Genomic DNA, 25,409 nt, shown 5'->3' with positions numbered 1-25,409 from the left:
GGGAGCGGACAGGGAGCGGGCGCGTGGCGGAGGTTGGCCGGATGACCGGGCGGAATGCGGGTCCAGGGCGTGGTTCTGACACGATGGTCGTATGCGCGCGCGATACGGAGTACCCCTGGGAATCACGGCGGCCGGCGCCGCCGGACTGATCTACGCGGCGGGCTTCGAAGCCCGCTCGTTCCGGCTCCGACGGGTCACCGTTCCCGTACTGCCGCCCGGGATGGGCCCCCTGCGCGTGCTGCACGTCTCGGACATCCACATGGTGAGCGGCCAGCGCAAAAAGCAGCGCTGGCTGCGTTCGCTGGCGGGGCTGCGCCCGGACTTCGTGATCAACACGGGGGACAACCTGTCCGACCCGGAGGGCGTCCCGGAGGTACTGGACGCGCTGGGCCCGCTGATGGATCTGCCGGGCGCGTACGTGTTCGGCTCGAACGACTACTACGGACCGAAGCTGCGCAACCCGGCCCGCTATCTGTTCGAGAAGGCGCAGGGCCGCCACGGTCTCAACGGCAACGCACCCGCCGTAGGAGCCCTCCACAACCCGTGGGAGAAGCTGCGCGACGGTTTCGACGAGGCGGGCTGGCTGAACCTCACGAACGCGCGCGGCACGCTGAAGTCGGAGGGTGTGTCGATCGAGCTGACCGGCGTGGACGACCCGCACATCAAGCGGGACCGGTACGAGCGGGTGGCGGGCGGCCCGTCGGGCTCGGCGGACGTCTCGATCGGCGTGGTGCACGCGCCGTACGTCCGCAGCCTGGACGCGTTCACGGCCGACGGCTACCCGCTGATCCTGGCCGGCCACACCCACGGCGGCCAGCTCTGCCTCCCCTTCTACGGCGCCTTCGTCACCAACTGCGACCTGGACACGGAACGGGTGAAGGGCCTGTCGACGCATACGTCGGGGGGGCGTACGTCGTACATGCACGTGTCGGCGGGGTGCGGGACGAACCGCTACACACCAGTACGGTTCGCGTGCCCGCCGGAGGCTACGTTGTTGACGTTGGTGGGGCGGGGGTAAGGGGGCGGGTCCTGGCGGGGCGGGTCCTGGCGGGGCGGGTCCTGGCGGGGCGGGTCCTGGCGGGGCGGCGGGACGTGTGCCGGAGGGGCGTATCCCTCGCGGGGGCGGGTCTCCAGTGGGGGCGGGTCCCCGTGAGGACGGGTCCCCGCGGGGGCGAGTCCCCGTGGGGCGGGTCCCTGCGATGGCATACCCCGGCGTCCCGTAACCCACACAGCCTCCCCCACATGGCCCGATATGCCGGTTTTGCCTAGCGTGAGGGCATGACCGCCCCGATACCCAGGGACATCCCGGACCTCCCCGCTGTCCCGGGCATGCCCTCATTGCTGCCCTCGCCCGTCCCCGCGTCGGCCGTCGTGGCCCGCGTACGCCGCCCCCTGGTCGCCACGTTCCGCGTGCTGGTGGCGCTGGCCGCGGGCGGGGGCGTCGCCATCTACCTGATCCTCGGCAGTCCGCTCAGGGTGCTGAGCTACTTCACGATCCAGGCGAGCATCCTGCTGGCGCTGCTGTTGCTGGACTCGGCCCGGCGCGCGTGGTCGGCACGGCGCCCGATGCCGGGGGCGTGGTCGGGTGCGGCGCTCCTGTACGTCGTGGCGGCGGCGCTGGTGTACCACCTGCTGCTGGCGAACGACTCGAGCCCGTTCTCGATGACGGAACCAACGCAGCCGGCGGGCTGGGCGGCGGTGGCGAACCATCTCCTGCATACGGTGGTTCCCGCGGCCGCGGTCGTGGACTGGCTGTTCCTGACGGCGCCGGGTGCGTTCCGTCTGCGCCAGGCGGCGCCGTGGCTCCTGTATCCCATGGCCTACCTGGTGTTTTCGCTGGCGAGAGGCGAGCTGCTGCTGCCCGGCGCGGCGGACCGCTACCTCTACTCCTTCCTGGACGTCGACCAGCACGGCTACCGCAGCGTCCTCGCCAACGCGCTCCTGCTGGGCCTCTCCTTCTACGCCGTCGCCGTGTTCCTGGTCGCCCTCGACCACATCCGCCCGAACCCCATCCGCCACCGGGCGAAAACCGGATTTCGTCTCCAGCCACCGGTGGGCTAAAGTAATCGTCGTCGCCACGACACGTGGGGACATCGGGGTGTAGCGCAGCTTGGCAGCGCGCTTCGTTCGGGACGAAGAGGTCGTGGGTTCAAATCCCGCCACCCCGACAGCCAAATAGCAGTTCAGAGGGCCCTTACCCAATCGGTAAGGGCCCTCTGGCGTTGCTGAGTGTCTAACTGCGTGACTATCGCTTCCTGAGTGACTTAGCGTCTACGGCTTCCGCGGATCGGCTCCGAAGATGCCGTCCATGACGACGGCGCCGGTCTGGATGACCGGCCGGATCTGCTTCCGGTAGACCTCCTCGGTCACGGCGGTACCCGAGTGCCCCACGAGCCGGGAGATCTCCTCCAAAGGGACGCCCCGGTCGGAGAGCAGCGACACGAAGCTGTGCCGGAGCTCCCGGGGCGTCCACTCGGCAGCGTCGACACCGTCAACGTCTTTGAGCGCCTGGCGGAAGGCACGGCGGACGTTGGCTGCATCGAGCGGCTTACCGACAGCCGAGGAGAAGACGAGTCCGTGTTCCTCCCACTCCTCGTCAGCGGCAAGCCGGTCCCACCCTTGATCCTCGAACTGTTGCCAGAGCGCGTCCACGCAGCGCGCCGGCAGAGCGAGGGTGCGCCGGGACTTCCGGGTCTTGGTGTCCCCGCTCCGCCGAACCGACCGCCAGACAGCGATGTGCGGAGGCTGCGGCGGATCGAAGTCCGGACGTCCCTTCAGGAAGACGTGGTCCCAGGTGAGGGCGCGGAGTTCCTCAGTGCGGGCACCGGTCAAGAGCGCGACCACCATGTACGCGTACATCGTGGTCCCTTCGGCCCCCTTGAGTACGGCCTCGGCCTGGACGAACGTGAGCGCCTTGGACGGCCGCCCGGCCTGGCCCTGCGGCACCGAGCACAGCTCGACGACGTTCCGCTTCACCTTGTCCCGCGCCATGGCCCGCTTAACCGCGCGGTTCAGGCAGGAGTGGAGGCCCTGGAGTGTGCGGGTGCTGAGGGTCTTCGCCTTGGTGGCGAGCCAGCGGTCTACGTCCTCCGCACTGAGGTCGCGGAGCTTACGGGCGCCGAGTGACGGGATGACGTGCTTCTCGCTCAGGAGGGTTGTGGTCTCGACTGTGCTGGGATCGAGGCCGGCAAGGCCGTATGCAAGCCAGTCCGTGACCGCGTCCTTGACTGTGTAGTTGGTGGGCGCGATAGCGAGGCCGTCTTCGTGGTCCCGCAGCACCTCTTTGAGCTTGTTCTTCGCCTCCGTCTTGGTCTTGCCGCTCCCCCGCTTCACGATCCGCTTGCCGCTCGGATCGAAGCCGAGGTTCGCCGTGGCGATCCATCGCTGTCTCTTCTCGTCCCAGTGCAGACCGCCGTCACCGCGGCTACGACGCTTGGTCATCAGGCCGCCTCTCCCATCTGGCCTCGGATGAAGGCACGTACAGCGGTGTCAGGGATGCGACGGCAGCCATCGACCTTGATGGAGACCAGGCGCCCGGCACGGATGAGGTCGTAGACCTTGGTGCGGCCGAGCCTGAGTCGCGTCATGACCTCCGGAACGGTCAGTAATTCGGGCGCGCCCGAGGTCATGCGGTGGGTTCTCCTTCCGTTCCGGGGGCGGGTTCGAGGGATGTGACCAGCCAGCTCTCAGCGGTGCTGAGACCCGTCCCGGCGAACACCCAGTGGGCAAGGACGAGCGTCGTTTCGCCGTCGTTCGGGACGGGCTGGGCGACTTGGGTCCGGCGCCAGTCGGCGCGGGCGTCGCGGAGAGCGCCGAGAGTGGTCGAGTAGCGGCGGGACTTGGTGGAGAAGTGGCCGCGGAATCCGAGCATGTGAGCCCAGGCGCGCAAACGGAGGTCCGCCAACTCGCGGCGCGCTCCGAGAGCCCACGCGGTACGGATCATTCGGCGGGCGTGTTCCGAGATGCGCGCCTGAGCCAGCTCGGCAAGGAACCGGATCGGGCGATCCAGGCCGCCGGTCGCTGTCTCGGCACCCTTGGTGGCGTACTTGGCGATGTACGCCGCAACGGCCCTATCGGTCAGCTCTTGGCCGCCGTCGAAGTCGGCCGAGCGGATCGGGCGGACGTCGAGTTGGCGGCCAAACCCGAAGGTGTGGCTACGACCGTCGATCTCTGGGCCATTGACGCGCGCGGCGGTCGCAGCGGCCTGGATCGCATCCGTCAGCAGCTCGGCCGTTGCCCAGGACGGCGGTGCGGCATCCCCGCCTTCCGGCCCGTCGAGGCGGACCCTGTCACCCCGCCCACCTATCGGCCCGGGCACCACACCACGGCTGGACGCCCGGGCTGCCCCCGCTGGCGCCCACTTGCCCGCCCTCGAAAGTCGGTCGCATACGGGCGAGTTCCCTGAATACGCTCATCCCGTGACAACAAGCACCGACGAACAGCAGTACCTCCAGGCCATCTTGACGCAGCTGGAGAAGACGAAACCCTACGAAGCGCTCACCTCCACGCACTCGTCAGCCTGGGATGTGCAGGTGGGCAGCGCCCTGGCGGGCGACGACGCCAAGACCAACCCGTATCAGGTGTCGCATCTGGCCTGGCAGGCACTCACCGTCGCGTCCGATCACCTGAATGCCCTCCGCCGCAGCCTTATCGGCGACCAGCAGGGCGATCACATCACGGTCACGATGCACCCCTACGCCCAGGCGACGCTGCTGCGGGGGGCGTTCGAGAACAGTGCTCGCTCGGTCTGGCTGCTCGCGCCGGGCAAGCGCCTGACGCGCATCAAGCGCAGACTGGCCCTCCAGGCGGACAACGACAAGCACTCGGACCGTATGCACGAGCTCCTCGGCACGACCCCGCCGCGCCCCACGGCCGAGCGCGCGAAGCAGATCCGGGACCTAGCCGTCGGCGCCGGGATCCCGCAGAGCGACGTGAAGAAGGAGCTGGCCTTCGGCTACACGAAGATGGTCCAAACCGCTGGCGAACACCTCGCCGGCATGGGGAAGGCCCAGGCAGAAGCTGTCTGGAGCGCATGCAGCGCGCTCGCGCACGGGGACGTCCACAGCATGGGCTTCCTGGAGAAGGAGATAGTCGGCCAGGTGGGCAACGTCGCCCTTACCCGTCTCTCCACCGACTCCAAGATCATGGTCTGGGTCACGACGCGCACCGTGCAGATGGTCGAGTACGGCTTCCAGCTCTACAAGGAGCGCGTGACCCCGCCCGCGTGACCGGCCGGAGGAGGAAGGCCCGGGCGCCGCGCCACGGTTAGGCGCCCGGACCGCAGGGGGACGGGCCCCTAAATGCGGCGTCGCATAGCTAGCTCAAGCAGAACGGGTTCCTCCAGTTCCAGCTCAACGTGCGCGTCCAGCAAGTCACCTGATACGTCCCGATGGACCTGTAAGACGCCAACTGCGGTCAGATCACGCCAATTCCGGAGTGGGTGCGCTCAGCAGAGCATCAAGCGCGCGCACCGGTGACCGCGGATGCATGGCAGACCGTGCCGCCAACGCTTCCTCCCACTGCTCGGTCAGTTCGTCCATAGGCCGGTTCCGCATCCTCGCGGTGATGTGCGAGTAGCGGGCTTGCACCGAGCCGTCCTCGTGCCCCATACGCTGGTCCATCAGCTTGGGTGGGGTCCCGAGTTCCTCCATGACTGTCTTGTGGGAGTGCCTGAGCCCGTGCGGAGTGAGACCCCGCGCGATCGGCAGCCAGCAAGCATCGGCGCGCCCTGACGCAATCCGGCCTCGCGCAGGCACCGCCGGCCAAGGGTGAGCCATCACGGGTACGGGACGCGCTTCCTGCGGAGCCTTCTTCGGGTACCACCCTGTTGCGGCCGGGCGGAACAGCCAGGTCGCGAAACCAGTTCGACGCCAGTGGGCTGCGGTCTCTGCCGTCTGGCCCGCACGGACGTAGCCAAGTTCTGCAATGGCTGTCGCCACTCTGATCCGCGTCTGCTCCGCGACCGTATCCGGCCGGTTGAGCACATTCGACACCGTTGCGGCGGAGACTTCCGCACGGCGGGCGACGTCGATCAGCTTGGCGCCGACTTGCCGGGCAGCGCCGTTGGCGGGGCCGTGACCACGGAACACGTAGTCGTGCTCGTGGCATGGGCACGGTGCCGACTCGGTCCTGGCGATGTGGCTTGCGACCAAGCCAGAGAGCCACTTGGGCGTGTCGATGGTCCGGTAGGAGTCGTCCTTGGGTGGGCAGCGCTCGAACTCCCCTGAGTCGCCACGTCGGCATGCTCGCCGCGCTCCCGCCCGCGACGGTCCAGCGGATCCTCGGAGGGAAGGCCGGCCGTATGGCCGTCGACCGGGCCCGCGGCATCGACCCCCGCACCGTCACCCCACGCCGTCAGCCCGCCTCTGCCACCGTCCGGCATCGCTTCCCCCACGACGTGTTGGACGGAGCTCCCGTGCGGTCGGCCCTGCTCGGTCTGGTCGTGCAGCTCGGTGCCGAGCTACGCCGCCGCGAGCAGGCCGCCCGCGCCCTCACGTTGACCCTCTGGTTCGCCGGGGGAACGACGTGGGAGAAGACCCGCCGCCTGGTGGAGCCGTCCGGGCACGAGGACGATCTGCGCCTGCTCGCCTACCAGGTGATGGGCGCCGCAGGCCTCCAGCGCGGCCGGCTGACCGGGCTCGCACTGCGCGGCGAGGACCTGGTCGACGCCGACCAAGTCGCCGAACAACTCAACCTCGACGCCGCCCGACAGGCGCGCCTGGTAGCGGAGTCCACCGCAGACCGAATCCGGGAGAGGTTCGGGCCCGGCGCGATCGGCCCGGCCGCCACATACCGGCCCGCGTCCTGAGTCCGCGGAAGAAGATGAACCGGAGAGGGGTGCGACGGCGCGGGGCTCATGTCGAAACCGCCCATCATCATGGGCATTTCCTGAGTGGAAATTAAGCCCCCGTGGTACTTTGCCGCTTGTTCAGTAAGTGCCTAGTCTCCTGGGAGGGGATCATGGCTGGTGAGGTTACGCCGTCGCGGTGGGGTGTCGAGCAATTTGGTGAGCACACCGCGGAGGTGATGCGGCATGTGGTCACCGGCCTGGCGCGTGGCCAAAAGGCGGCTCGCTTGGTTCAGGTGACAGCCGAGGCAGCAGGGGCCGAGGACAAGCGCCCCTACGGCAGCATGTGGGCCACGCGCTACCACCAAGTCGTCTCGCAATTCGACTTGGCTTCGCTACCTGGTTACGAACCCCACAAGCCCAAGGGGGCGTCGTACAGCCTGGCGGTGGTCAACGGGCGCGTACTGATCCCGTTCCGGCACGCCACGTCGCTGAAGGAGCCGATCTCCTGTGCGAAGCTGAGCACGAAGATCCCTCAGAAGGTGTCCCGTGACAACGGCGTAGACCCCGCTCCGACCCTGTTCGATACTCCCGCCGCCACCGAGGCGGAGGCAAACCCAACGGTCGCCGAAGCCGCCGCAGCGGCCAAGAAAGAGAAGCTGAAGGTGATCTACGTAGCGTATGTGGCCAACGCCGACAGCGACGAGATTCTGGCCGCCTGGTGGGGTACGCCTTACTCGCTGGAAGACGACGGCACCATGTTGTGGGAGCCCGAGCGGCTCGACATGAGCATCGCCACCGCGCAAGACTCCGGCAGCTCTCGCCAGGCTCTGCACGACGCAGGCAACACACCCGAACAAGGCTTCGCCAGGGGCGAGGTGCCTTCGCTGGATGTCACGCCACGCTTCGGGATCGCCAAGGATCCGTCCGCCGAGCATGAACCGACGACCCCCGAAACAGAAGACGGCGATGAGTGACAAGACCCAACCCCCGCTGTTTACGGCGCCTGGCAGCCGCAGCGCTCGCAAAGGCCGCGCCGGGCTGGAACAGCCCTCCCCGGCCGCAGTGCATGAAGCATTCGATCCCGCCCGGCTGGCTCAGGCACGGAACCTCCTGGGGATGACGAAGAGAAGTCTGGCCGACGAGCTTGGAGTAACCCCGGCCGCAGTGAGTCAGTACGAGATGGGCACCAACCGGCCTCGCCCTGACCTCCTGCCGCGATTGGCGGAGATCTTGGAGGTACCGTTGACATACTTCCTGTCAGGGCGCCCCCACGCACGACTGGATCTCTCGGCCGCACATTTCCGCAGCCTGCGCAGCACAAGGTCCTACCAACGCGCCAAAGCCATTGCGTTCACCGAACAGGCATGGGAGCTGACCTACGCACTCGAAAAGCGTGTCCGGCTCCCTACGGTCGACCTGCCCGGCTTCGCCGGCGGGGAGGTCCTCTCGGGCACCGAACTGCCCAGCGACCCAGCTTCCGCCGCCCGCGCCCTACGAGTCACGTGGGGGTTGGGCGCCGGCCCGATCACCCACCTGATCCGACGGTTGGAAGCGCACGGGATAGTGGTGATCACCCCCCAGCGGGACGAGGACCTGCGATCCGTCGACGCCTTTTCTACCTCGCGCCTTCCCCGACCATTGATCGTATTGACCCCAAACAGGACCGACGACGTCTACCGGCACCGCTTCAGCGCGGCCCACGAGCTGGGTCATCTCATCCTGCACGGCGACGCCAGCCCAGGTGACATCTCCCAAGAGCGTGAAGCCGACAGCTTTGCAGCGGAGTTCCTAACGCCCCGCGAGTCGATCCTGTCCGAGCTGCCCGCACGAGCCGACCTGCACAAGCTGTCGAAGTTGCGCGACACCTGGGGAGTGTCGGTGCACTCCCTCCTGTACCGCTGCCGAGAACTCGGCCTCCTGTCGGACTCTTCGGCAAGCCGCGCCTATCAGCGCCTGCACGGCCTCCAGGGGCAACCCGGTTTCGCTCCGGACTCCCTAGCTGGCTACCCCAGCGAGCAACCCGCTCTACTTTCTCAGGCGTTCGCCCTTGCCTGCGACAACGGCCTGACAATCACGGAACTGGCACGTGAACTGGCCTGGAGCGTGCCCCAAGTTCGTCGAATGCTCGGCACCGAGGAAGACCGGCCAGCCCTCCGACTAGTCAGTAGCGCGCCCTAGACGGCAGCCACGCTCTTGTGGACCGGGCAGGTCGAAGTCACGAGGCAGTACCTTCGGCTATGTTGCTGAGGTGACTGCTCAGTGGCTGTCGTGTGGCGGAACCGTCCCGGCGACAACGTCGCAATGGGACTGGGGCACCTTCCCGCAATGACTGTCTGCCGCTGGGACTATCGCTGCCACTGTCACGGCTCTATGGATCGCCTCCCGGCAGCGGGCCGCCCAAGACCAGGTGCTGGCTGGCACCCGAAGCGAAATGGCTGCGCACACCGGGATCGAAGACCTCAACCGTGACGGGGTACGAGTCCGCAACTTCGGGCTGACCCCGGTCACCAGGGTCACCGTCAAGGCGGAGGCGCACCTCGACGAAGACGGCGGACCGGACGTGGGCTGGCTGACCATTGCCTTGGTGCCCGCCACGGCCACCCCGCGGAAGAAGGACCTGCTGCCCGCCGGTGAAACGGTGCACTTCGTCTTCAACTGGCAAGACCCGCCGGACGACCCGGCATTGCGCTGGCAGTCTCCTGACGTGAAGGTCGAGTACACCGACGCAGCAGGGACCCGGTGGAGCCGCAAGAACTTCAACCTACCGGTCCGGGTGGGCGGCACGCCTCTCCCTGGAAGCGCCCGGGAGACACGGCGAGCCAAGTGGCGGAGCCGGAGACAAAGGCTGCGCCAGCGCCGCAGGAACGTCTGGCGGAGCCTGCGTCTCGGTTTCCGCAACAAGGGATTCACGAAGAAGGGCCGCAGTAAACGGCGCGACAAAGAGCGCGAAAAGCGGGAAAGAGCCAAGCAAACTGGGCAGGACTGACGGGCAGCAGGGACTACAGCACGCCGACAGGACCTCGCCCTCCCGCTGGTTGGCGACTACGAGGTAGCCAACGGGGACCGTAGGGTGGGGGCCCATCCGCCTTGCTTGGCGATGACGATTTGGTCGTACCCCTCCATACAGCGAACAGCGCCATGCGTCGAAGCTAAGAGTCCTGCGGGTAGAAACGCTTGACTGGCGCCTCGTGCTCGCCTCAGAGCCAAGCCCCGGAGAGTGAACGGGGAGTGGATCAAGAGAATCATGCCGCGCTGCACCTATGCTGACCAACGCACGCCGAGGACCTGACCTGCACATACGTTCAACGATCCTGGTCAGCGATCTTTCCGCACATTATTCGGGACGAAGACGTCGTGGGTTCAAATCCCGCCCCCAGACGCTGGTCAGAGGGCCAACCGCGTGATCGCGGTTGGTCCTTTATCGTGTCCTGGGGGTCAGACAGAGGGCTGACCGATTTTGGTCGGGCCACCATGTTGCCCTTTTCATCATTCGCCGCAGCCTCCCTCTCTTGATCTTCGGCGGGGTTGCATGTCCATGGGTTCGGCAGCCTCTGGTGAACGCGGCCCGTAGTTGCCAGCAGTGGGTGGCCCTGGTGCTCGCCCGACTGCTTTGGCCGATCAAGGGGGCGATCCGCTCCAACGGAACGACATGGTCGGGGGCCGGGCCGGATTCCCGGCGACCGATCTCTGTCACTGCCGAACGAGCGCCTGATCTACGGGACAGTGTTCGCATGAAGCGGGGCATTCTGTTGTATGGGCCACCGGCCGTGGGTAAGGACACGATCACTGCGGCGCTCAATGAACTCGACAGTCGGTACGTCCAGTTCGCCCGGATGAAGATTGGGAACGGGAAGACTCAGGGTTACCGGATGCGCACGCCGGAGCAGTTGGCCTTGCTGGAGGCTCGGGGTGATGTCGTTTACCGGAACGGCCGGTACGGCAACACCTATGTCGTTGATCGGGCCGGGCTCGATCGGGCTATGGAGGGCGGCAGGATTCTCGTCGTACACCTCGGGCAGGTGGACGGTGTGCGGCAGGTGGCCGGGCTCTGTCGGGCGCGCTGGGTGCGTGTTCTGCTGTGGTGTTCCAAAGAGACCACCGCACGGCGTTCACGGCAGCGGGGTGATGTCGATACGGTCGCTCGGCTGCGCGCGTGGGATGACGTCCGTGCGGATCTCGCGGGTCATCCTCGGGCTCAGTGGGAGCTGCGCCTGGATACGGATGTGATGGCACCGCGTGAAGTCGCGGAGGTGATTGATCGGGTTGTTCGTGGGGTCCAGCCGTCTGCGTGACCGTGCGGCGTCATCATCTCTGCGGGCATCCGTCGAACTGGCTGCACCGGACTACTCCGTGCGTAGTGCCTCCAGCGCGTCAGCGATGTTCATCGGCTCGTCCCGGTTCTCGTTCCAGCGGGCGAGTGTCGTGGCTGCGGCGTGCAGTAGCGAGTCCGGGAGGCCCGCTTCGGCGAGCAAGGTCGCCGCGTCTTCGAGTTCCGGGCCCCAACGCCATGCGCGGGCCGCGGCCTTCGGGATGTAGTCGGTCTCCACGAGGTAGCTGCGATTGCGCTTCGCCGCTATCTCCAGCAGTTCACTCGCGACACCGTGTGCGTCCGCCGCCCCGTACGCCACGGCTGCCAGCACCCGGGAGACCTTCTGGTAGCTGGAGTACGCGAGCTTGAGGGCCGAGGCTTTGCCCAGGTCCTCACCCAGGACGCGAATTGTCACATCTGTGCCTGCGAACAGTTTGGTGGTGACATCGGTTCCCGCAGCCGCGCCGGAGACGTACAGCGTCGGGGACTTGCCGCCTTCCGGAGGTGATCCGACTACCGCGGCATCGATGACATGCATCGGAGTCAGTTGATCCGCGATGCGCTGCACACGCGTCGGCGAGACTGCGTTCGCCTCGATGTAGAGCGCGTGGGTGTCGGTGCTCACGAACTCGGCCACACGGGCTGCGGTCTCCTCGGCGGCGGCGGGAGGGCACAGGGAAAGCAGCACGTCGGAGCGGGAGACCAGCCCGCGCAGAGAATCGGGTTCGAGGCCGGCCCGCTCGGCGCGGCGGCGGGTTGTGTCGCTACGTCCGTCGGGGCACCACAGCACCACGTGGCCACGAGAACGTATCTGCCTGCCGAAGGCGGCGCCCATGCTGCCGGGATGCAGCAGTCCGACGGTGTACGTCATGTCGTAGTCCGAATCGATCCGTCCCACCTGCTCGCTCCTGGGATCCTTGCTCTACGACCAGCAGTCAACGGCCAACGAGCCACATCCGACCCAACCAGCGGCCGACGGCCAATGACCACCCCACCGAATACGAGTCCCCGTGCGTATCGTCCCCGCTCAAGTCCCCGATGTGGCCGTCCTGCTCGGCTTTCGGGTTGAGGCTGCCGGCTGGCTGGCTGGGCGGGGGTCGGATCAGTGGCAGCGGGGGTATCCCGCTGAGAAGTTGGTGGCGGAGATTGAGGGCGGGAGGGTGTTTCTTGTCAAGGATGGGGACGTTGCGGCCGCGGCCGTGGGTCTGTCCGTCGAGGTCGGGGCCGGGGCCGGGCTGTGGACCGCGGAGGAGCTTCTTGAGCCCTCCCTCTACGTCAGCAAGCTCACCGTCGCGCGGGCGTATGCCGGGATGAATCTTGGGGGGCGGCTGCTCGACTGGGCCGGGGATCGCGGGTACGCGGCGGGCGCGCGGTGGTTGCGGCTCGATGCCTGGACCAGCAATGAAGGGCTTCAGGCTTACTACCTTCGGCATGGGTTTCAGCATGTTCGTACGGTTGTTGATGGCGTCGCCGGGTACGGCGGGCCCCGGGTCAGCGGGTGGCTGGCCCAGCGGCGGACCTGTGGGGCCGAGCATGGGTTCCGCGACCGGACTCCTCCGCCCGAGCGGGTCGGCGGGGAGGAGTAGAGAAGTAGGGGAGTAGGGGGCTTCGCGGGACTATCTCGTCGCCGGGTCTGCCTGCGGGGGTACGTTTCCGTCGGCTGCGCGTGGCACCGCCGTACGTCTAGGTGTCATCTGGGACGCCAGCCACTGGAGGTTGGTCCACAGGCGGGGTTCGCCGTGGAGGAGGCGTTGGGCCTCGGCCCAGGGGCGGTAGTTGTTCCAGACCGAGATGATGAGGCCACCCCATGCCTCGTCGATGACCTGGCGGTCGAACGCGTCCGACTGGGCGCCCACACCAAGGAAGTTGTACGTCGTCAGGTACGACGTGATGAGCTTCGTCGCCGCCGCGTCGCCCGACAGTGAGCGGCCTATCAGGGCCTCTATGGCCGCGTGATCGCGCTCGTACGGTATTCCGTCGTCGAACAGGACCTTGCGGCGGTCCATGTTGGCCGTGAGGTACTCCATGGTCGCCTGTTTGCGGCGCCTGTCGTGATCGCGTTCCGTGCTGCGCGACAGCATCATCAGCTGCCACGCCACGGCGCCGAACGCGATGACTCCCATCGCCAGAGAGCCGAATGCCGCCAGCAGGGACCAGTGCTCATACGACGTCACGGACCGAAACCCTATGCAATACGGCCTGCTGACGGGGGCGTTCCGGCTTCAATGGCTCAAGCCGGATGGGGCGGGGGACGCCGGCGCCACCGGGGAGGGCGGGGCAGCCGGGACAGCGGGACAGCCGGGGCAGCCGGGGCAGCCGACAGGGCTTGATCGCCGTCAGCCGGGATGCCGTCTGCCGGGACGCCGTCCGTCGGGACGCCGTCAGCCGGATCTCCGGCGGGCCGAGCGCCGCCGGAGGGAAAGGGTGCCGCACCACGTGGCTGGCCACGTCGTTCGGCACCGGTCCCTCCCCACGTGGAGACCGGTGCCGAACGACGCGTTCGGGGTCGATCCGCGCCAACCCGGACAGAAGGGGCGGGACGGATCGAGGGGGTTGGTCAGGTCGTCGGCCGGTGGTGCCCGGAAGGCCTCGCGGGCCTCAGGCGGCCACGGCCGGGCCGACGCGGCCGGCTCGGAAGTTTGGCGGAAGTTGACCCAGATCATGCGGCGACATGAGATGCCTCTCCGAGCACTGAGCTGGTGACCTGCCTTGGCTACGCACCGTGGGTGCGTTGTTGCGTTGTGATCCTGCCAGTCGTGGCTTGTACCTAGGAGGCTCCGGAGTCCGGACTTCGGCTTATCCGCAGGTCAGCCGTATAAGGTGAGTTTTCCGGTCCGGACGTGATGCCGGGGGTAAGGGCGGATGTAATGCCCCGCCTACAGCCGGACATACAGGTCGGGCACAGGGTTCGTACAGGTTCGCGGGAGGAGCAGGGGTGGAGGCGAAGGAGTCCGAGTCAGGGGCGCGTACGGCCTTCGCCGAGCGTCTCGCGCTGCTGTACAAGGAGGCCGGCAACCCTCCGCTCAAGAGCGTCGCCGAGGCGGTGGTGCGGTTGCAGCGGGTCGACGAGCGCGGGCGGCCCGTACGGGTCTCCGCGCAGCGGATCAGTGACTGGCGCCGCGCCAAGAACGTGCCGGCCCACTTCGCCGCCCTCGCCGCCGTGCTGCATGTGTTGATACCCCAGGCGCGGCGATCCAGGCCCGTTCCCGTGTCGAGCGGTCTCTACGATCTCGCGCAGTGGCAGCGGCTGTGGGAGCTGGCACTGGCCGATCCGATCGCCGAGCGGGCGCCGGGCGGGGCGGAGAAGGACGAGCGGGCGTCTGCCGAGCAGGCCGCCGCTGCCGCTGCCGTGCCGGGCGGGGTGTGCCCGTATCGCGGGCTCGCTTCCTACCGGGAGCAGGACGCGGGGTGGTTCTTCGGGCGGGAGCGCAGTACCGAGGCGCTGGTGACGCAGTTGCGGGCCGCCGAGCCGACCGGCGGGCTGGTGATGCTCGTCGGGGCCTCGGGCGCCGGGAAGTCCTCCCTTCTCAACGCCGGGCTGGTGCCGGCCCTTCAGACCGGGGTGCTGGGGCGGGCGCGCGGGGTGGTGCAGCTGCTGCCGGGGAACGATCCACTCGGCGAGCTGGTGCAGCGCATCCCCGAGCTGGCGGACGTACTCCCGGAGGCCGGTCGGCCCGAGCCCGGATCGCCCCGGTTCAACCGTGCCGTGCGGGACGCCGTGCTCGCCTGGGCCCGGCGTGAGGCTCCCGACTCCCCGCCCGTCCTGATCGTCGACCAGTTCGAGGAGGCGTTCACCCTCTGCCCGGACGAGTCCGAGCGCCGTACGTTCGTCCAGCTGCTGCACGCCGCGGCCTCCATGCCCGAGCCCGAGCCCGAGCCCGCGCTTGAACGCGATTCCGAGGCCGGCTCCGGTCCCGGTCCCGGTCCCGAGCCCAAGCCCGGTCACCGTCCCCGATCCGGCCCCGCTGCCGCTCCCGGCCCTGCTCCCGGCCCCGCGCCCCGGTCCGACCCCCGCGGCGGATCCCGTGCGGACCTCGACCGGACGACCACCCCCGTTCTCGTCGTTCTCGGGATACGGGCCGACTTCTACGAGCAGTGTCTCGGGTATCCCGAGCTGGCCGACGCGTTGCAGCACCGGCACATGGTGCTCGGGCCGTTGACGACGGCCGAGTTGCGGGAGGCGGTGACCGGGCCGGCGAAGGCGGTGGGGCTGGAGCTGGAGCCGGGCCTTGCGGAGCTGATCGTGCGCGAGGTGAGCGACGACGGGCCGCGCGGCGCGCACGACGCCGGTGTGCTGCCACTGCTCTCGCACGCGCTGCTGGCCACCTGGCAGCGGCGCAAGGGCGGCCGGCTGACGCTGTCGGGGTACCGGGCCGCGGGCGGTATCCAGGGCGCGGTGGCGGCGACCGCCGAGCGGGCCTGGTCGGGTCTTGATCCGGCGGCGCGTACGGCGGCCCGGTTGCTGTTGATGCGGCTGGTGAGGCTGGGCGAGGACACGCAGGCGACCCGTCGGCGGGGCACGCGGCGGCAGTTGGCGGACGAGTCGACCGATCCGGGCAAGACGGAGGAGTCACTGGAGGCGCTGGTGCGCGCCCGGCTCGTGACGCTGGACGCGGAGACCGTGGAGATCACCCACGAGGCGCTGCTGCACGCCTGGCCCCGGCTGCGCGACTGGATCGACGAGGACCGCAACGGCAATCTGCTGCGCCAGCGCCTTGAGGAGGACGGCCGGGCCTGGGAGACGACGGACCGGGACAGCGCGCTGCTGTACCGGGGTTCGCGGCTGGAGCAGGCGCACACCTGGGCGAAGTCGGCGGGCAACACCTTTATGACGCGCAGCGCGGTGGAGTTCCTGGCCGCCTCGGTCCGGCTGCGCCGGCGGACGGTGTGGCTGAGCCGGGGCGCGGTCGCGGCGCTGGTGGTGCTGGTGATCGTGGCGGTCGGCGCGGCGGCGGTGGCCTGGCAGCAGCGCGACGACGCGGTGTTCGCGCAGGTCCTCGCGGAGGCGGACCGGGTGCAGGACTCGGACCCCTCGCTGTCCGCGCAGATCGACCTGGTCGCCCACCGGCTGCGCCCGACCGACGAGGACACCAACAACCGGCTGATCTCGATCGTCAACGCCCCCCTGGCCACCCCGCTGACCGGCCACACGGGCGCCGTCTACCTCACCTCCTTCAGTCCGGACGGCCGGCTCCTGGCCACGGCGAGCTACGACCGGACGGTCCGGTTGTGGGACGTGGCGGACCCGACCGACCCCAAGCCGCTCGGCAAGCCCCTCACCGGGCACACCAGCTGGGTCAGCACCGCCGTCTTCAGCCCCGACGGCCGCACGCTCGCCAGCGCCTCCGACGACGGCACGATGCGGCTGTGGGACGTACGGGATCCCGCGCACCCGAAGCCGGTCGGGGCGCCCTGGACCGGGCAGGACGGCACGGTCTACCTGCTGGCGTTCTCCCCGGACGGGCGGACCATGGCGGCCGCGACCGACGACCACGTCGTACGGGTGTGGGACATGACCGACCTCACCCGGCCGAAGGCGCTGGCCACCCTGACCGGGCACACGGCGCCCGTGCGGTCGGTGGCGTTCAGCCCCGACGGCAGGACGCTGGCGTCCACCGGCGACGACACCACGGTCCGGCTGTGGGACATGACGGACCGGAACCGGCCGCGGCCCATCGGCGAGCCGCTGACCGGGCACCGGGCGCTGGTGCACTCGGTGGCGTTCAGTCCGGACGGGCGGACGCTGGCCAGTGGCAGCGCCGACGACACCGTGCAGTTGTGGGACGTGTCGGACGTACGGAAGGCGTCCGCGATCGGGGCGCCGCTGGTCGGGCACACGGGTCCGGTGTGGTCGGTGGCGTTCAGTCCGGACGGCACGATGCTCGCGGTCGGCAGCGCGGACAGCACGGCGAGTCTGTGGAACGTGAGCAATCCGGCGTATCCGTCGCAGGTCGGGGAGCCGCTCGCGGGCAGCAGCGGGGAGATGTACGCACTGGGCTTCAGCCCGGACGGCCGTACGCTCGCGACCGGGACCGGTGACAGCCGGGTGCGGCTGTGGTCGTTGCCGACGTCGGACATGGTGGGCCGGGTGGGCGCGTTCCGGCCGGACGGGCGGGTGCTGGCGACGGCGGCGCGCGACCAGAGCATCCGGCTGTGGGACGTGCGGCGGCCCAAGGAGCCGGTGCGGTTGAGCAGACCGTTCGTGCCGGCCGAGGGGGATGTGCGGTCGGTGGTGTTCTCCCCGGACGGGGACACGCTCGCGGTGCTGACCGGCAGCAGTGCGGTGGTGCTGTGGGACGTCACGGACCCGTCGAACCCCGTCCCGTACGGCCCGCCGGTCGCGCTGCGCACCCGTTACGCGGGCCCCGACGCGCTGGCGTACAGCCCTGACGGGCGCACGCTGGCCACCGCCTACGACGACCGCACCATCCGTCTCTGGGACGTCGCCGACCCGGCTCACCCGCGCGCGATCGGGCCGCCGCTCACCGGGCACACCGGTTACGTCAACGCCCTGGCCTTCAGCCCCGACGGGGACACGCTGGCCAGTGGCAGCGCGGACACGGCGATCCGGCTGTGGGACGTGTCCGACCCGGCGAAGGCGTCCCGGCTCGGCGAGCCGCTCAAGGGGCACCTCGGCCCGGTCAACGCGGTCGCGTTCAGCCCGGACGGCCGCACCCTGGCGAGTGGTGGCGACGACAACACGGTCCGCCTGTGGAACACCACCGACCCCGGGGACGCGGCCCCGCTGGGCTCGGCGCTGGTCGGGCACACGGAGGCGATCGTGTCACTGACGTTCAGCCGCGGCGGCAAGACGCTGGCCAGCGGCGGGAACGACGACACGGTACGGCTGTGGGACGTCAGCCGGCCGTCGGCGGCCGAGCCCATCGGACAGTCCATGAGCCCCAACGCGAAGACCGGCAGTTTCCTCTCCTTCAGCCCCACCAGCCGGATGCTCGGGGTGTCCAGCGGCGCCGGCACGGTCCGGCTCTGGGACCTGGACGTCGACGAGGCCGAACGCCGTATCTGCTCGGCGACGCGGAACGTACTGACCAGGGAGAAATGGAACGAGTATCTGCCCCGGTTGTCGTACGAGCCCCCATGCGCCACCTAGTGTCACCGAACCGCGGCGCCGACGTGATCCCGGTCACACACACTTGCCACACCTGAACAGTCGGCTCCCACTGCGCCAACGGCCTTGTTAGTCTTGGCCATAGCCCGATCGCTGGTGCATCCCCCGTCGCCAGCGATCGGGCGTTGTCGTTCCCGAACGCAGGACGCTCCCCCACTCCCTCGAAAGGCGGTGAGTGCCGCGTGAGTCGGCGCGTTGTCATCGTCACGGCCGTGCACGCCCCCTCGGCCCGATTTCTGCCCGACGCCCACGCGTCCCTGTGCGAGCAGCGGCTCCCGGCGGGCTGGGAGTGGCACTGGCTGATCCAGGAGGACGGCCGTACGGACGAGGTGCGCCCGTACGTCCCGGAGGACACACGGGTCTCCTTCCGCCAGGGCAGGCCGGGCGGGCCCGGTGTGGCCCGGACGATCGCGCTGGCGTATGCCGACGGGGAGTACGTGAAGGTCCTGGACGCGGACGACCGGCTGGCGCCGGGTGCGCTGGCGCGTGATGTGACCGCGCTGGAGGCGGACCGTTCGCTGGGGTGGGCGACTTCGCGGGCGCTGGATCTGCTGCCGGACGGTTCGACGGTGGGGTTTGCCGGGGATCCGGAGCAGGGGCCGGTCGAGCGGGGCGCGGTGCTCGACTTCTGGAAGGCGAACGGCTTCCGAGCCCAGGTCCATCCGGCGACCCTCTGTGTGCGCCGGGAGCTGCTGCTCGCGCTCGGCGGGTGGATGGCGCTGCCCGCGTCCGAGGACACCGGACTGCTCCTCGCGCTCAACGCGGTGAGCCGGGGGTGGTTCTCCGCGGAGGTGGGGCTCCTCTACCGCAAGTGGGAGGGGCAGGTGACCGGACAGGCCTCGCACGTCGACCCGGCCGAGCGGGAGGCGCGGATGACGGTGGCGGAGGCGCGGGCACGGGCGTTGGCGGTGCTCGACTGGCAGTGGACGGGCACAGAGGGCTGACGGAACACAGAGAGCTGACGGGCGAAGAGGGCTGACGGACACAGAGAGCTGACGAGCAAAGAGGGCCGACGGAGCACAGAGGGCTGACGGGCGAAGAGGGCTGACGGACACAGACGGCCGGCACACAAGGAGCGCCGGCGGACGCGGAGCGCTAGGCGAGCAGTTCCGCGTTCACCCGCGAGAACACCAGATCGCTCTCCCCCGTCACCGGACACCGCAGACGCACCGGTAGCCGGGGAGCGCCGACCAGCGCGGGCGGATAGCTCGCGGGGGCGTAGTCGTTGGGCAGACGGTAGGTGTGGAAGCCGGCCGCGGTCATCGTGTCGAGCAGTTCGCCAACGGAGTCGCCGAGCCGGGCCATCCGGTCGGGGGTCACCTCGACGGTGATCTCGGCGTCCGGCCGCAACTCGCCCAGCAGCGGCGCGAGTCCGCGCACCACGGCGCCCTCCGCGCCCTCCACGTCGATCTTGATGACCCGGGCGCTCGCGATCTCCGTGTCGTCGAGCAGCTCCGGCAGGGGTACGGCCTCGACCTCGAACACGGCCTCCGCGGGGCCGTCGTAGGGGACGATGCTGTTGGCGCCCATGTTGCGGGAGCTGGCGAGGGTGAAGGTCAGGGGCCCCCGGGTGTCGGAGACTGCGGCGTTGAGGGCCCGGATGTTGTGGCAGCCGTTGAGGGCGGCCTGGCGGAGCAGCCGTTGATGGAAGTCGGGCGAGGCCTCGACGGCGACGACCCGGCCCTTCTCGCCGACGAGCCGGGACGCGAGCACGCTGAAGACACCGATGTTGGCGCCGACGTCGACGAAGCAGTCGCCGGGACCGAGCCGGCCGCGCAGCCAGTTCGTCATGTGCGGTTCCCACGTACCGAAGAGATACAGGTACCGCTGGATCAGATCCCGGGTGTCGACGGCGAACCGGTCGCCGGAGGCGAGGTCCACGATCCGGCGCCGGGGGTGGTCCCGGAGGTGGGCGTTGAGCCAGCGGCCCGCGAGGAACCCCTTGCCGAACGAGCCCGGGGCGTCCCGGACATAGCGGCGCCCCAGGGTGACCAGCGCCTCCGTGAAGGGATCCGCCGCAAAGGGATCCGCCGTATAGGGATCCGCCGCAAAGGGATCTGCCGTGAAGGGATCCGTCATCTCACCGCTCGCCGAGCGTGATCGCCTGCGAAGGGCAGCCCTCGACCGCCTCCCGCACCTCGGGCGCGTCACCGGCGTCCTCCCGGCCCGGGATGACGGAGCCGAATCCGTCGGCGACGGTGAAGACGTCCGGGGCGCGGTAGACACAGTCGCCGGAGCCGTAGCACTGGCTGGGGTCCACAGAGATCTTCACGTGCGCTCCCCTCACGCGGGCCGGAACCAACACGACGTGCCTGCCCAGCACACGGCCCTTCGAACCCGGCCCTTCGAACCCGGCCCATTGAACCCGGCTCTTCGCACCCGGCCCATTGAACCCGGCTCTTCGCACCCGGCCCGGCGAAGGTCTCGCCCGCGCGGGCGCGGTTACCTGCCGCCCGCGATCGCCAGCCAGTGGGCGAGTCTGCGTACGGTCGTCTCGTCGAGCCGGTCCACGATGTTCCGTACGGCCGTGTCGTCGTCCGCCGCGAGGTCGTACACCCCCGCCTTGCTGAGCCCGGCGAGGAGCACCTGCTGACGGCGGTCGGTCATCCGCTCGGCGAGTTTGGCCGGCGCTCTGGGACCCTCGGAAGAGGGCGACACGCCAACGCCGGTGCCCGTACCGGCGTCCGCCGCGGTCGGTGCGTCGTGCCGCCGCCACCGACCGTCCTCCGGCCCCCACAGGGAGACGGCCAGTTCGTCGCCGCGGGCACGCAGCGTCTGCGCCATCTCGCCGATCGCGTACGCGACCGGGGCGCGGTACGGGGACTCCGCGCCCACCCGCCACTCCGCCGCGGTGGGTTCGTAGAACATGGCGACCCAGCGGGGAGTGCCGGGCGGTTGTGGACTCGCGGCGTTCCGAGGGCTGTTCTCCACTGCGCTCACCCCTTTGAAGCGGCCCGCTCTGAAGCGGTCTGCGGATTACCGTCGAACTTAGCTGACGGACCGTCAGATTTCCAGGGCCTCTCCTGCCCGGCCGGCGCTGTCGACAGCCGCAGCGCGCGCACCATGTCGCCGTACAGCGCGTCGGCCGCGAGGAGTTCGGTGTGGGTGCCGGTCGCGCGGACGTGCCCCCGCTCCAGGACGATGATCCGGTCCGCCTCCACCACCGTGGAGAGCCGGTGGGCGATGGTCACCACGGCGGCCCGCGCGGCCCGTTCCCGGACGAAGGCCTGGACGGCGGCCTCGGTCAGCCCGTCGAGCTGGGCGGTGGCCTCGTCGAGCAGCAGGATCTCCGGGTCGGCGACGAACGCCCGGGCGAGGGCGACGCGTTGCCGCTCGCCGCCGGAGACGGTGGCACCGGCGAGGACCGTGTCGAGGCGGTCGGGCAGCGCCTCGGCGCGACGGGTCAGACCGACCGCGTCGAGCGCGGCCCACAGCTCGGCGTCGGTCGCGGCGGGACGCAGATAGCGCAGGTTGTCGGCGAGGGTGCCCGGCAGGAGGGGGGTGTCCTGCTCGACGTAGGCGATACGGCGGCGGGACTCGTACGCCGGCCACTCCTCCAGCGGGACGCCGTCGAGGCGCAGCCGGCCGCTCTCGGGGCGCAGGAACTCCAGCATGAGGGAGAAGACGGTGGTCTTGCCCGCGCCCGAGGGGCCGACGATCGCGGTGTGGCCGTGGCGCGGGACGTCGAAGGAGACGGCGTCGAGGATCGGCGGTCCGTCGGGGAGGTAGCGGGCGGTGACCTCGTCGAAGGTCAGGACGTGCGGGGTGGCGGTGGCCGGGGGTGCCGGGTGCGGGACGGCGGGGCGGGTGTGGCCGTCCTCCAGCTCCAGCTTCTGGAGTTCCGCGATCCGCGCGGCCGCGGTGACGCCGGACTGCAACTGGGAGAACTCCCGGGCGAGTTCGGTCGCCGGGTCGATCAACTGGAAGGCGTACAGCAGGAAGGCGATCAGGGTGGAGACCTCCAGCGCGCCCGAGTCCACGCGGATCGCGCCGATCGCGAGGATCAGCAGGATCGCCAGCTGGACCCCGGCCATCGTGGCCGACCAGACCACGGCCTCGATCCGTACGGCCCGGATGCTGTGCCGCGCGGAGGCGTCCGCCTCGGCCTCGATCCGCACCGACTCGCGCTCCTCGGCCCGCGCGGACTTGACCGTACGGATCGCCCGCAGCGCCCCGTCCAGCGCCGCCCCCAGCCGGCCCACCGACTCCTGCGCCGCGCCCTGCGCCCTGGCGAGCCGCGGCATCAGTACGGCGACGAGCACGGCGACGGCGGCCAGGCTGGCGACGGTGACGGCGAACAGCACCCAGTCGAGCAGTGCCATCAGCGTGAGCGCGCCGAACAGCGCGATCGTGCCGTTGACCAGCTGGGTCAGGCTGGATGCGGCGGCCTCGCGCATCAGCACGGTGTCGGAGGTGACCCGGGTGACGAGCTCGCCGCTGGAGCGCCCGCCGAGCTCACCGAGTTTCAGCCGCAGCAGCCGCCGGACCATCGACGTACGGGCGTCGCGCACCACCCGCTCGCCCATCCGCCCGAGCAGGATCCACTGGAGCGCCTGCACCCCCGCACCGGCCACGAGCAGCGCGGACAGCGCGACGACCGCCGGGGTGATCGAGCGCGAGTCGGCGAGACCGTCGAGCACCCACTTGGTGACGAGCGGGGTCGCGAGGGTGGTCGCGGTGACGAAGAGACCAAGGACAAGACCGAGCGCGAGCGTACGGCGGTGGGGGCGGACGAAGGACCAGAGCAGACGCAGGTTCGGCACGGGGGATCCTCTATGGGATAGCGACTCTTATTTATGGGACATTCATGTCTCACTTTCGAGTATGCGTGGTCCATTGCGAACTGTCCACTGCTATGTTTGGAACATGAGCATGACGTCGGGGCCTGTTCCCCCCGTCGCGGAGTCCGGGACCCGCGGTCGGACGCGCCGGGCGATCATCGACGCCGCGGCCTCCGTCCTGGCCCGTGACCGCCGGGCGACCCTCGCCGAGATCGCCAAGGCCGCCGACGTGGGCCGCAGCACGCTCCACCGCTACTTCCCGGACCGCGACCAGCTCGTCCTGACCGCGGCCAGGGACTCCCTGGAGATGATCGACCAGGCGGTGCGGGACGCCGCCGTCGAGCAGGGGCCGCCGCTGGACGCGATGCGCCGGCTCACGACGGCCCTGGTCGACACGGGCGACCGGCTGCTCTTCGCCGTCGGGGACCTCCAGCTCTTCGAGGAGATCAGCGCCGCCACCGAGGGCGAGGACGAGACCGAACGGCTTGTCGTCGACCTCATCGAACGCGGCCAGCGGGAAGGCGTCTTCGACACCGGCGTCAGCGCCGCCTGGATCATGCAGGCGCTGTGGGCACTGGTCTACGCGGGCGCTGAGGCGGCCCAGCAGGGCACACTGCCGCGGCACGGGGTGACCGCCCATGTGGTGCGGACCCTGGAGGGCGGGATCCTGGCGGGTGGGATCACCGCGGGCGGGATCCCGGCGGGGCGGGGGGAGGAGACGCGGGAGGCGTGAGACGCCTCAGCGGGAAGCCGCGTCCTCGGCCGCACGCGCGGTCCCCGTTTCCACGGAGGTGGTGGAAGTGACGGAGGTGGCGGCCCCGCCCGTTGTGTCGATCGGCCGCCCCGGACCTCGTACCGCGATGTACACGAACAGCAGCCCCATCACCGCGACCCCCGCCCACATCGCCTGCTGCCAGCCGTCGACGAACGACTCGCGGGCCGCGCGGAGCAGCGCGTCGGCGTGCGGACCGGCCGTGCCGGCGGCTTCGACGGCGTTGGCGACGCCCTCGCGGGCCGTGTCGGCGGTTCGCTCGGGCACGGCGTCGAGCCGGGAACCGATGGCCCCGCGGTAGCCCGCGGACAGCAGCGCCCCGAGCAGGGCCACGCCGAGCGCGGTGCCGAACTCCCTGGTCACGTCGTTGAGCGCGGACGCGACACCTTGCCGTTCGCGCGGCAGGGCGCCGGTGATCGCCTCCGTCGCCGGGGTCATCGTCAGGCCCATGCCGACACCCATGGCGAGCATGCCGGGCAGGACGGAGAGGTAGCCGCCGCCGACGGAGACCAGGGTGGCCATGAGGGCCAGGCCCGTACCGCCGAGGAGGACGCCGAGGGCCATCGTGGAGCGGCTGCCGACGCGTTCGGCCAGCCGGGGCGCGAGGCCGGAGGTCATCATCATCAGTACGGCCATCGGCATCAGCGCCAGTGTGGACAGCAGCCCGGACCAGCCGAGCACGGCCTGGAGGAACGGGAAGAGGACCACGAAGATCCCGGCCTGGACGCCGAACACGGCGAGGAGTGCGACGGATCCGCTCGCCAGACCGCGCTCGCGGAAGAGGCGGACGTCGAGGAGCGGCGCGGGTCGGCGCAGCTCCCACACCACGAAGGCGGTGGCCGCGACGACGCCGGCCAGCAGGCTCAGCAGGGTGACGGGCGCGGTCCAGCCCCGCTCGGGTCCTTCCTGGAGTACGAAGATGAGGCCGACCACGGCGACGACCGAGGTCAGCGCGCCGACCGTGTCGAACCCGTGCCGGGACGGCTCGCGCGAGTCGGGCACGGACCGCAGGGTCATGACGAGGGCGACGGCCACGAGCGCGACCGGCAGCAGGAAGAGCCAGCGCCAGTTCGCCACGTCGACGAGGGCGGCCGACAGGAACATGCCGAGGATGCCGCCGCCGCCCGCGACGCCCGTCCACACCCCGATCGCGCGGCCGCGTTCCTCCGCCGGGAAGGTCGAGGTGATGACGGCGAGGGTGACCGGCATGATCATGGCCGCGCCGACGCCGGCGAGGACGCGTGCGGCGAGCATGACCTCGGCGGTGGGGGCGAGTCCGGCGGCCGCGCTCGCGACGCCGAAGAGGACCAGGCCCGTGAGGAGTACGGGTCTGCGGCCCCAGCGGTCGCCGACCGCGCCCAGCGGCAGGAGCAGCGCGGCCAGGCTCAGGGTGTAGCTGTTGATGATCCACAGGAGGGTGGACTGGGACGCGTCGAAGGCGACGGCCATGTCGGGCTGGGCGACGTTGAGGCCGGAGACGGAGGCGATGACGGCCATCAGCGCGATGCAGACGGTGAGCAGGATCGCGCGTCGGCGGCGGGGATCGTCGACGTTGGTGTTCAAGGCGGTGACCTTTCCAGGTGGGGTGGGAGGGAGCTGGTCGTGAGTGGGTGGGTGCGGGTCCGTGG

General features: G+C 69.9%; 21 protein-coding genes, 1 tRNA gene and 2 pseudogenes. 13 read left to right on the top strand and 11 right to left on the bottom strand.

Annotated elements, in window-relative coordinates; all coding sequences use genetic code 11:
- Nucleotides 1–91: 91 nt before the first annotated feature.
- The 3 genes from ACIQAC_RS10840 to ACIQAC_RS10830 all read left to right on the top strand — a co-directional run bounded on the left by ACIQAC_RS10840 (nt 92) and on the right by ACIQAC_RS10830 (nt 2,168).
- Nucleotides 92–1,018, top strand: coding sequence for a metallophosphoesterase (locus ACIQAC_RS10840; protein ID WP_402189035.1), 927 nt, complete (start codon nt 92–94; stop codon nt 1,016–1,018).
- A gap of 260 nt (nt 1,019–1,278) precedes the next feature.
- On the top strand, nt 1,279–2,061 hold the full coding sequence (locus ACIQAC_RS10835) for a Pr6Pr family membrane protein (RefSeq protein WP_402189033.1): 783 nt from the start codon (nt 1,279–1,281) through the stop codon (nt 2,059–2,061).
- Nucleotides 2,062–2,094: 33 nt separating this feature from the next.
- Nucleotides 2,095–2,168 (top strand) — tRNA-Pro (locus ACIQAC_RS10830).
- Between the two features lie 103 nt (nt 2,169–2,271).
- On the opposite strand, the gene xerC is transcribed toward ACIQAC_RS10830, so the two are convergent.
- The 3 genes and pseudogenes from xerC to ACIQAC_RS10815 form a co-directional block, all read right to left on the bottom strand.
- The gene (gene xerC / locus ACIQAC_RS10825; protein WP_402189031.1) at nt 2,272–3,441 is read right to left on the bottom strand and encodes a tyrosine recombinase XerC; all 1,170 of its coding nucleotides are present in this window, start codon (nt 3,439–3,441) and stop codon (nt 2,272–2,274) included.
- Nucleotides 3,441–3,629 (bottom strand): helix-turn-helix domain-containing protein, encoded by a 189-nt coding sequence (locus tag ACIQAC_RS10820; RefSeq protein ID WP_402189029.1) that lies wholly within the window; start codon nt 3,627–3,629, stop codon nt 3,441–3,443. Before ACIQAC_RS10820 ends, xerC begins: the two co-directional genes overlap by 1 nt.
- Nucleotides 3,626–4,285 (bottom strand): annotated as a pseudogene (locus tag ACIQAC_RS10815) (replication initiator); the annotation flags it as partial. The gene ACIQAC_RS10820 and the pseudogene ACIQAC_RS10815, both read right to left, overlap by 4 nt.
- A 133-nt stretch (nt 4,286–4,418) precedes the next feature.
- Between ACIQAC_RS10815 and ACIQAC_RS10810 the strand changes: the two are divergent.
- Nucleotides 4,419–5,228 (top strand): hypothetical protein, encoded by an 810-nt coding sequence (locus ACIQAC_RS10810; RefSeq protein WP_402189028.1) that lies wholly within the window; start codon nt 4,419–4,421, stop codon nt 5,226–5,228.
- A gap of 192 nt (nt 5,229–5,420) precedes the next feature.
- Here ACIQAC_RS10810 and ACIQAC_RS10805 read toward each other — a convergent pair.
- A pseudogene (locus ACIQAC_RS10805) lies at nt 5,421–6,230 on the bottom strand (LacI family DNA-binding transcriptional regulator); the annotation flags it as partial.
- 11 nt (nt 6,231–6,241) lie between these two features.
- On the opposite strand from ACIQAC_RS10805, the gene ACIQAC_RS10800 reads away from it, so the two are divergent.
- From ACIQAC_RS10800 to ACIQAC_RS10780, 5 genes are all read left to right on the top strand, one after another.
- Complete coding sequence (locus ACIQAC_RS10800; protein ID WP_402189312.1) at nt 6,242–6,808, top strand: hypothetical protein; 567 nt, start codon at nt 6,242–6,244, stop codon at nt 6,806–6,808.
- A 152-nt stretch (nt 6,809–6,960) separates the two neighbouring features.
- Nucleotides 6,961–7,764 carry a hypothetical protein gene (locus ACIQAC_RS10795; RefSeq protein WP_402189026.1) on the top strand — a complete coding sequence of 268 codons (804 nt, stop codon included), beginning with the start codon at nt 6,961–6,963 and terminating at the stop codon, nt 7,762–7,764.
- Nucleotides 7,757–8,968, top strand: coding sequence for a helix-turn-helix domain-containing protein (locus ACIQAC_RS10790; protein ID WP_402189024.1), 1,212 nt, complete (start codon nt 7,757–7,759; stop codon nt 8,966–8,968). The genes ACIQAC_RS10795 and ACIQAC_RS10790 overlap by 8 nt, the downstream gene beginning before the upstream one ends.
- A gap of 253 nt (nt 8,969–9,221) precedes the next feature.
- Nucleotides 9,222–9,776: a hypothetical protein gene (locus tag ACIQAC_RS10785; RefSeq protein ID WP_402189023.1), complete on the top strand. Its 555-nt coding sequence runs from the start codon at nt 9,222–9,224 to the stop codon at nt 9,774–9,776.
- Nucleotides 9,777–10,521: 745 nt separating this feature from the next.
- On the top strand, nt 10,522–11,082 hold the full coding sequence (locus ACIQAC_RS10780; protein WP_402189021.1) for a guanylate kinase: 561 nt from the start codon (nt 10,522–10,524) through the stop codon (nt 11,080–11,082).
- A gap of 51 nt (nt 11,083–11,133) precedes the next feature.
- On the opposite strand, the gene ACIQAC_RS10775 is transcribed toward ACIQAC_RS10780, so the two are convergent.
- Nucleotides 11,134–11,997, bottom strand: a complete 864-nt coding sequence (locus tag ACIQAC_RS10775; RefSeq protein ID WP_402189019.1) for a DUF1932 domain-containing protein — start codon at nt 11,995–11,997, stop codon at nt 11,134–11,136.
- 112 nt (nt 11,998–12,109) lie between these two features.
- Between ACIQAC_RS10775 and ACIQAC_RS10770 the strand changes: the two genes are divergently transcribed.
- Nucleotides 12,110–12,685: a GNAT family N-acetyltransferase gene (locus tag ACIQAC_RS10770; RefSeq protein ID WP_402189017.1), complete on the top strand. Its 576-nt coding sequence runs from the start codon at nt 12,110–12,112 to the stop codon at nt 12,683–12,685.
- A 30-nt stretch (nt 12,686–12,715) separates the two neighbouring features.
- Here ACIQAC_RS10770 and ACIQAC_RS10765 read toward each other — a convergent pair whose 3' ends face one another.
- Entirely contained in the window at nt 12,716–13,273 is a 558-nt protein-coding gene (locus tag ACIQAC_RS10765; protein WP_402189015.1) for a DUF4760 domain-containing protein, read from the bottom strand.
- Between the two features lie 761 nt (nt 13,274–14,034).
- Here ACIQAC_RS10765 and ACIQAC_RS10760 point away from each other — a divergent pair.
- Nucleotides 14,035–18,210, top strand: coding sequence for an AAA family ATPase (locus tag ACIQAC_RS10760; protein WP_402189014.1), 4,176 nt, complete (start codon nt 14,035–14,037; stop codon nt 18,208–18,210).
- A 200-nt stretch (nt 18,211–18,410) separates the two neighbouring features.
- On the top strand, nt 18,411–19,172 hold the full coding sequence (locus ACIQAC_RS10755; protein WP_402189012.1) for a glycosyltransferase family 2 protein: 762 nt from the start codon (nt 18,411–18,413) through the stop codon (nt 19,170–19,172).
- Between the two features lie 151 nt (nt 19,173–19,323).
- Here the strand turns inward: ACIQAC_RS10755 and ACIQAC_RS10750 are convergent, their stop codons facing one another.
- The 4 genes from ACIQAC_RS10750 to ACIQAC_RS10735 form a co-directional block, all read right to left on the bottom strand.
- Entirely contained in the window at nt 19,324–20,307 is a 984-nt protein-coding gene (locus ACIQAC_RS10750; protein ID WP_402189011.1) for an FkbM family methyltransferase, read from the bottom strand.
- A 1-nt stretch (nt 20,308) separates the two neighbouring features.
- Complete coding sequence (locus ACIQAC_RS10745) at nt 20,309–20,500, bottom strand: ferredoxin (RefSeq protein WP_402189009.1); 192 nt, start codon at nt 20,498–20,500, stop codon at nt 20,309–20,311.
- 170 nt (nt 20,501–20,670) lie between these two features.
- Nucleotides 20,671–21,159: a hypothetical protein gene (locus ACIQAC_RS10740; RefSeq protein WP_402189007.1), complete on the bottom strand. Its 489-nt coding sequence runs from the start codon at nt 21,157–21,159 to the stop codon at nt 20,671–20,673.
- A 5-nt stretch (nt 21,160–21,164) separates the two neighbouring features.
- Entirely contained in the window at nt 21,165–22,991 is a 1,827-nt protein-coding gene (locus ACIQAC_RS10735; RefSeq protein ID WP_402189005.1) for an ABC transporter ATP-binding protein, read from the bottom strand.
- A gap of 103 nt (nt 22,992–23,094) precedes the next feature.
- Between ACIQAC_RS10735 and ACIQAC_RS10730 the strand changes: the two genes are divergently transcribed.
- Nucleotides 23,095–23,742 carry a TetR/AcrR family transcriptional regulator gene (locus tag ACIQAC_RS10730; protein ID WP_402189003.1) on the top strand — a complete coding sequence of 216 codons (648 nt, stop codon included), beginning with the start codon at nt 23,095–23,097 and terminating at the stop codon, nt 23,740–23,742.
- A 6-nt stretch (nt 23,743–23,748) separates the two neighbouring features.
- On the opposite strand, the gene ACIQAC_RS10725 is transcribed toward ACIQAC_RS10730, so the two are convergent.
- Complete coding sequence (locus ACIQAC_RS10725; protein ID WP_402189311.1) at nt 23,749–25,278, bottom strand: DHA2 family efflux MFS transporter permease subunit; 1,530 nt, start codon at nt 25,276–25,278, stop codon at nt 23,749–23,751.
- Nucleotides 25,279–25,409 lie beyond the last annotated feature (131 nt).

The organism is Streptomyces sp. NPDC088387 (assembly GCF_044753385.1).
In the GTDB taxonomy this organism is placed as follows: Bacteria; Actinomycetota; Actinomycetes; order Streptomycetales; family Streptomycetaceae; genus Streptomyces.
This window is presented reverse-complemented; position numbering and strand designations above follow the sequence as displayed.

Bases quoted from the DNA above. Each gene is read 5' to 3' on its own strand.
- ACIQAC_RS10840 (WP_402189035.1), top strand. From the start codon at position 92: ATGCGCGCGCGATACGGAGTACCCCTGGGAATCACGGCGGCCGGCGCC.
- ACIQAC_RS10835 (WP_402189033.1), top strand. From the start codon at position 1,279: ATGACCGCCCCGATACCCAGGGACATCCCGGACCTCCCCGCTGTCCCG.
- xerC (WP_402189031.1), bottom strand. From the start codon at position 3,441: ATGACCAAGCGTCGTAGCCGCGGTGACGGCGGTCTGCACTGGGACGAG.
- ACIQAC_RS10820 (WP_402189029.1), bottom strand. From the start codon at position 3,629: ATGACCTCGGGCGCGCCCGAATTACTGACCGTTCCGGAGGTCATGACG.
- ACIQAC_RS10800 (WP_402189312.1), top strand. From the start codon at position 6,242: ATGCTCGCCGCGCTCCCGCCCGCGACGGTCCAGCGGATCCTCGGAGGG.
- ACIQAC_RS10795 (WP_402189026.1), top strand. From the start codon at position 6,961: ATGGCTGGTGAGGTTACGCCGTCGCGGTGGGGTGTCGAGCAATTTGGT.
- ACIQAC_RS10790 (WP_402189024.1), top strand. From the start codon at position 7,757: ATGAGTGACAAGACCCAACCCCCGCTGTTTACGGCGCCTGGCAGCCGC.
- ACIQAC_RS10785 (WP_402189023.1), top strand. From the start codon at position 9,222: ATGGCTGCGCACACCGGGATCGAAGACCTCAACCGTGACGGGGTACGA.
- ACIQAC_RS10780 (WP_402189021.1), top strand. From the start codon at position 10,522: ATGAAGCGGGGCATTCTGTTGTATGGGCCACCGGCCGTGGGTAAGGAC.
- ACIQAC_RS10750 (WP_402189011.1), bottom strand. From the start codon at position 20,307: ATGACGGATCCCTTCACGGCAGATCCCTTTGCGGCGGATCCCTATACG.
- ACIQAC_RS10730 (WP_402189003.1), top strand. From the start codon at position 23,095: ATGAGCATGACGTCGGGGCCTGTTCCCCCCGTCGCGGAGTCCGGGACC.
- ACIQAC_RS10725 (WP_402189311.1), bottom strand. From the start codon at position 25,278: ATGGCCGTCATCGCCTCCGTCTCCGGCCTCAACGTCGCCCAGCCCGAC.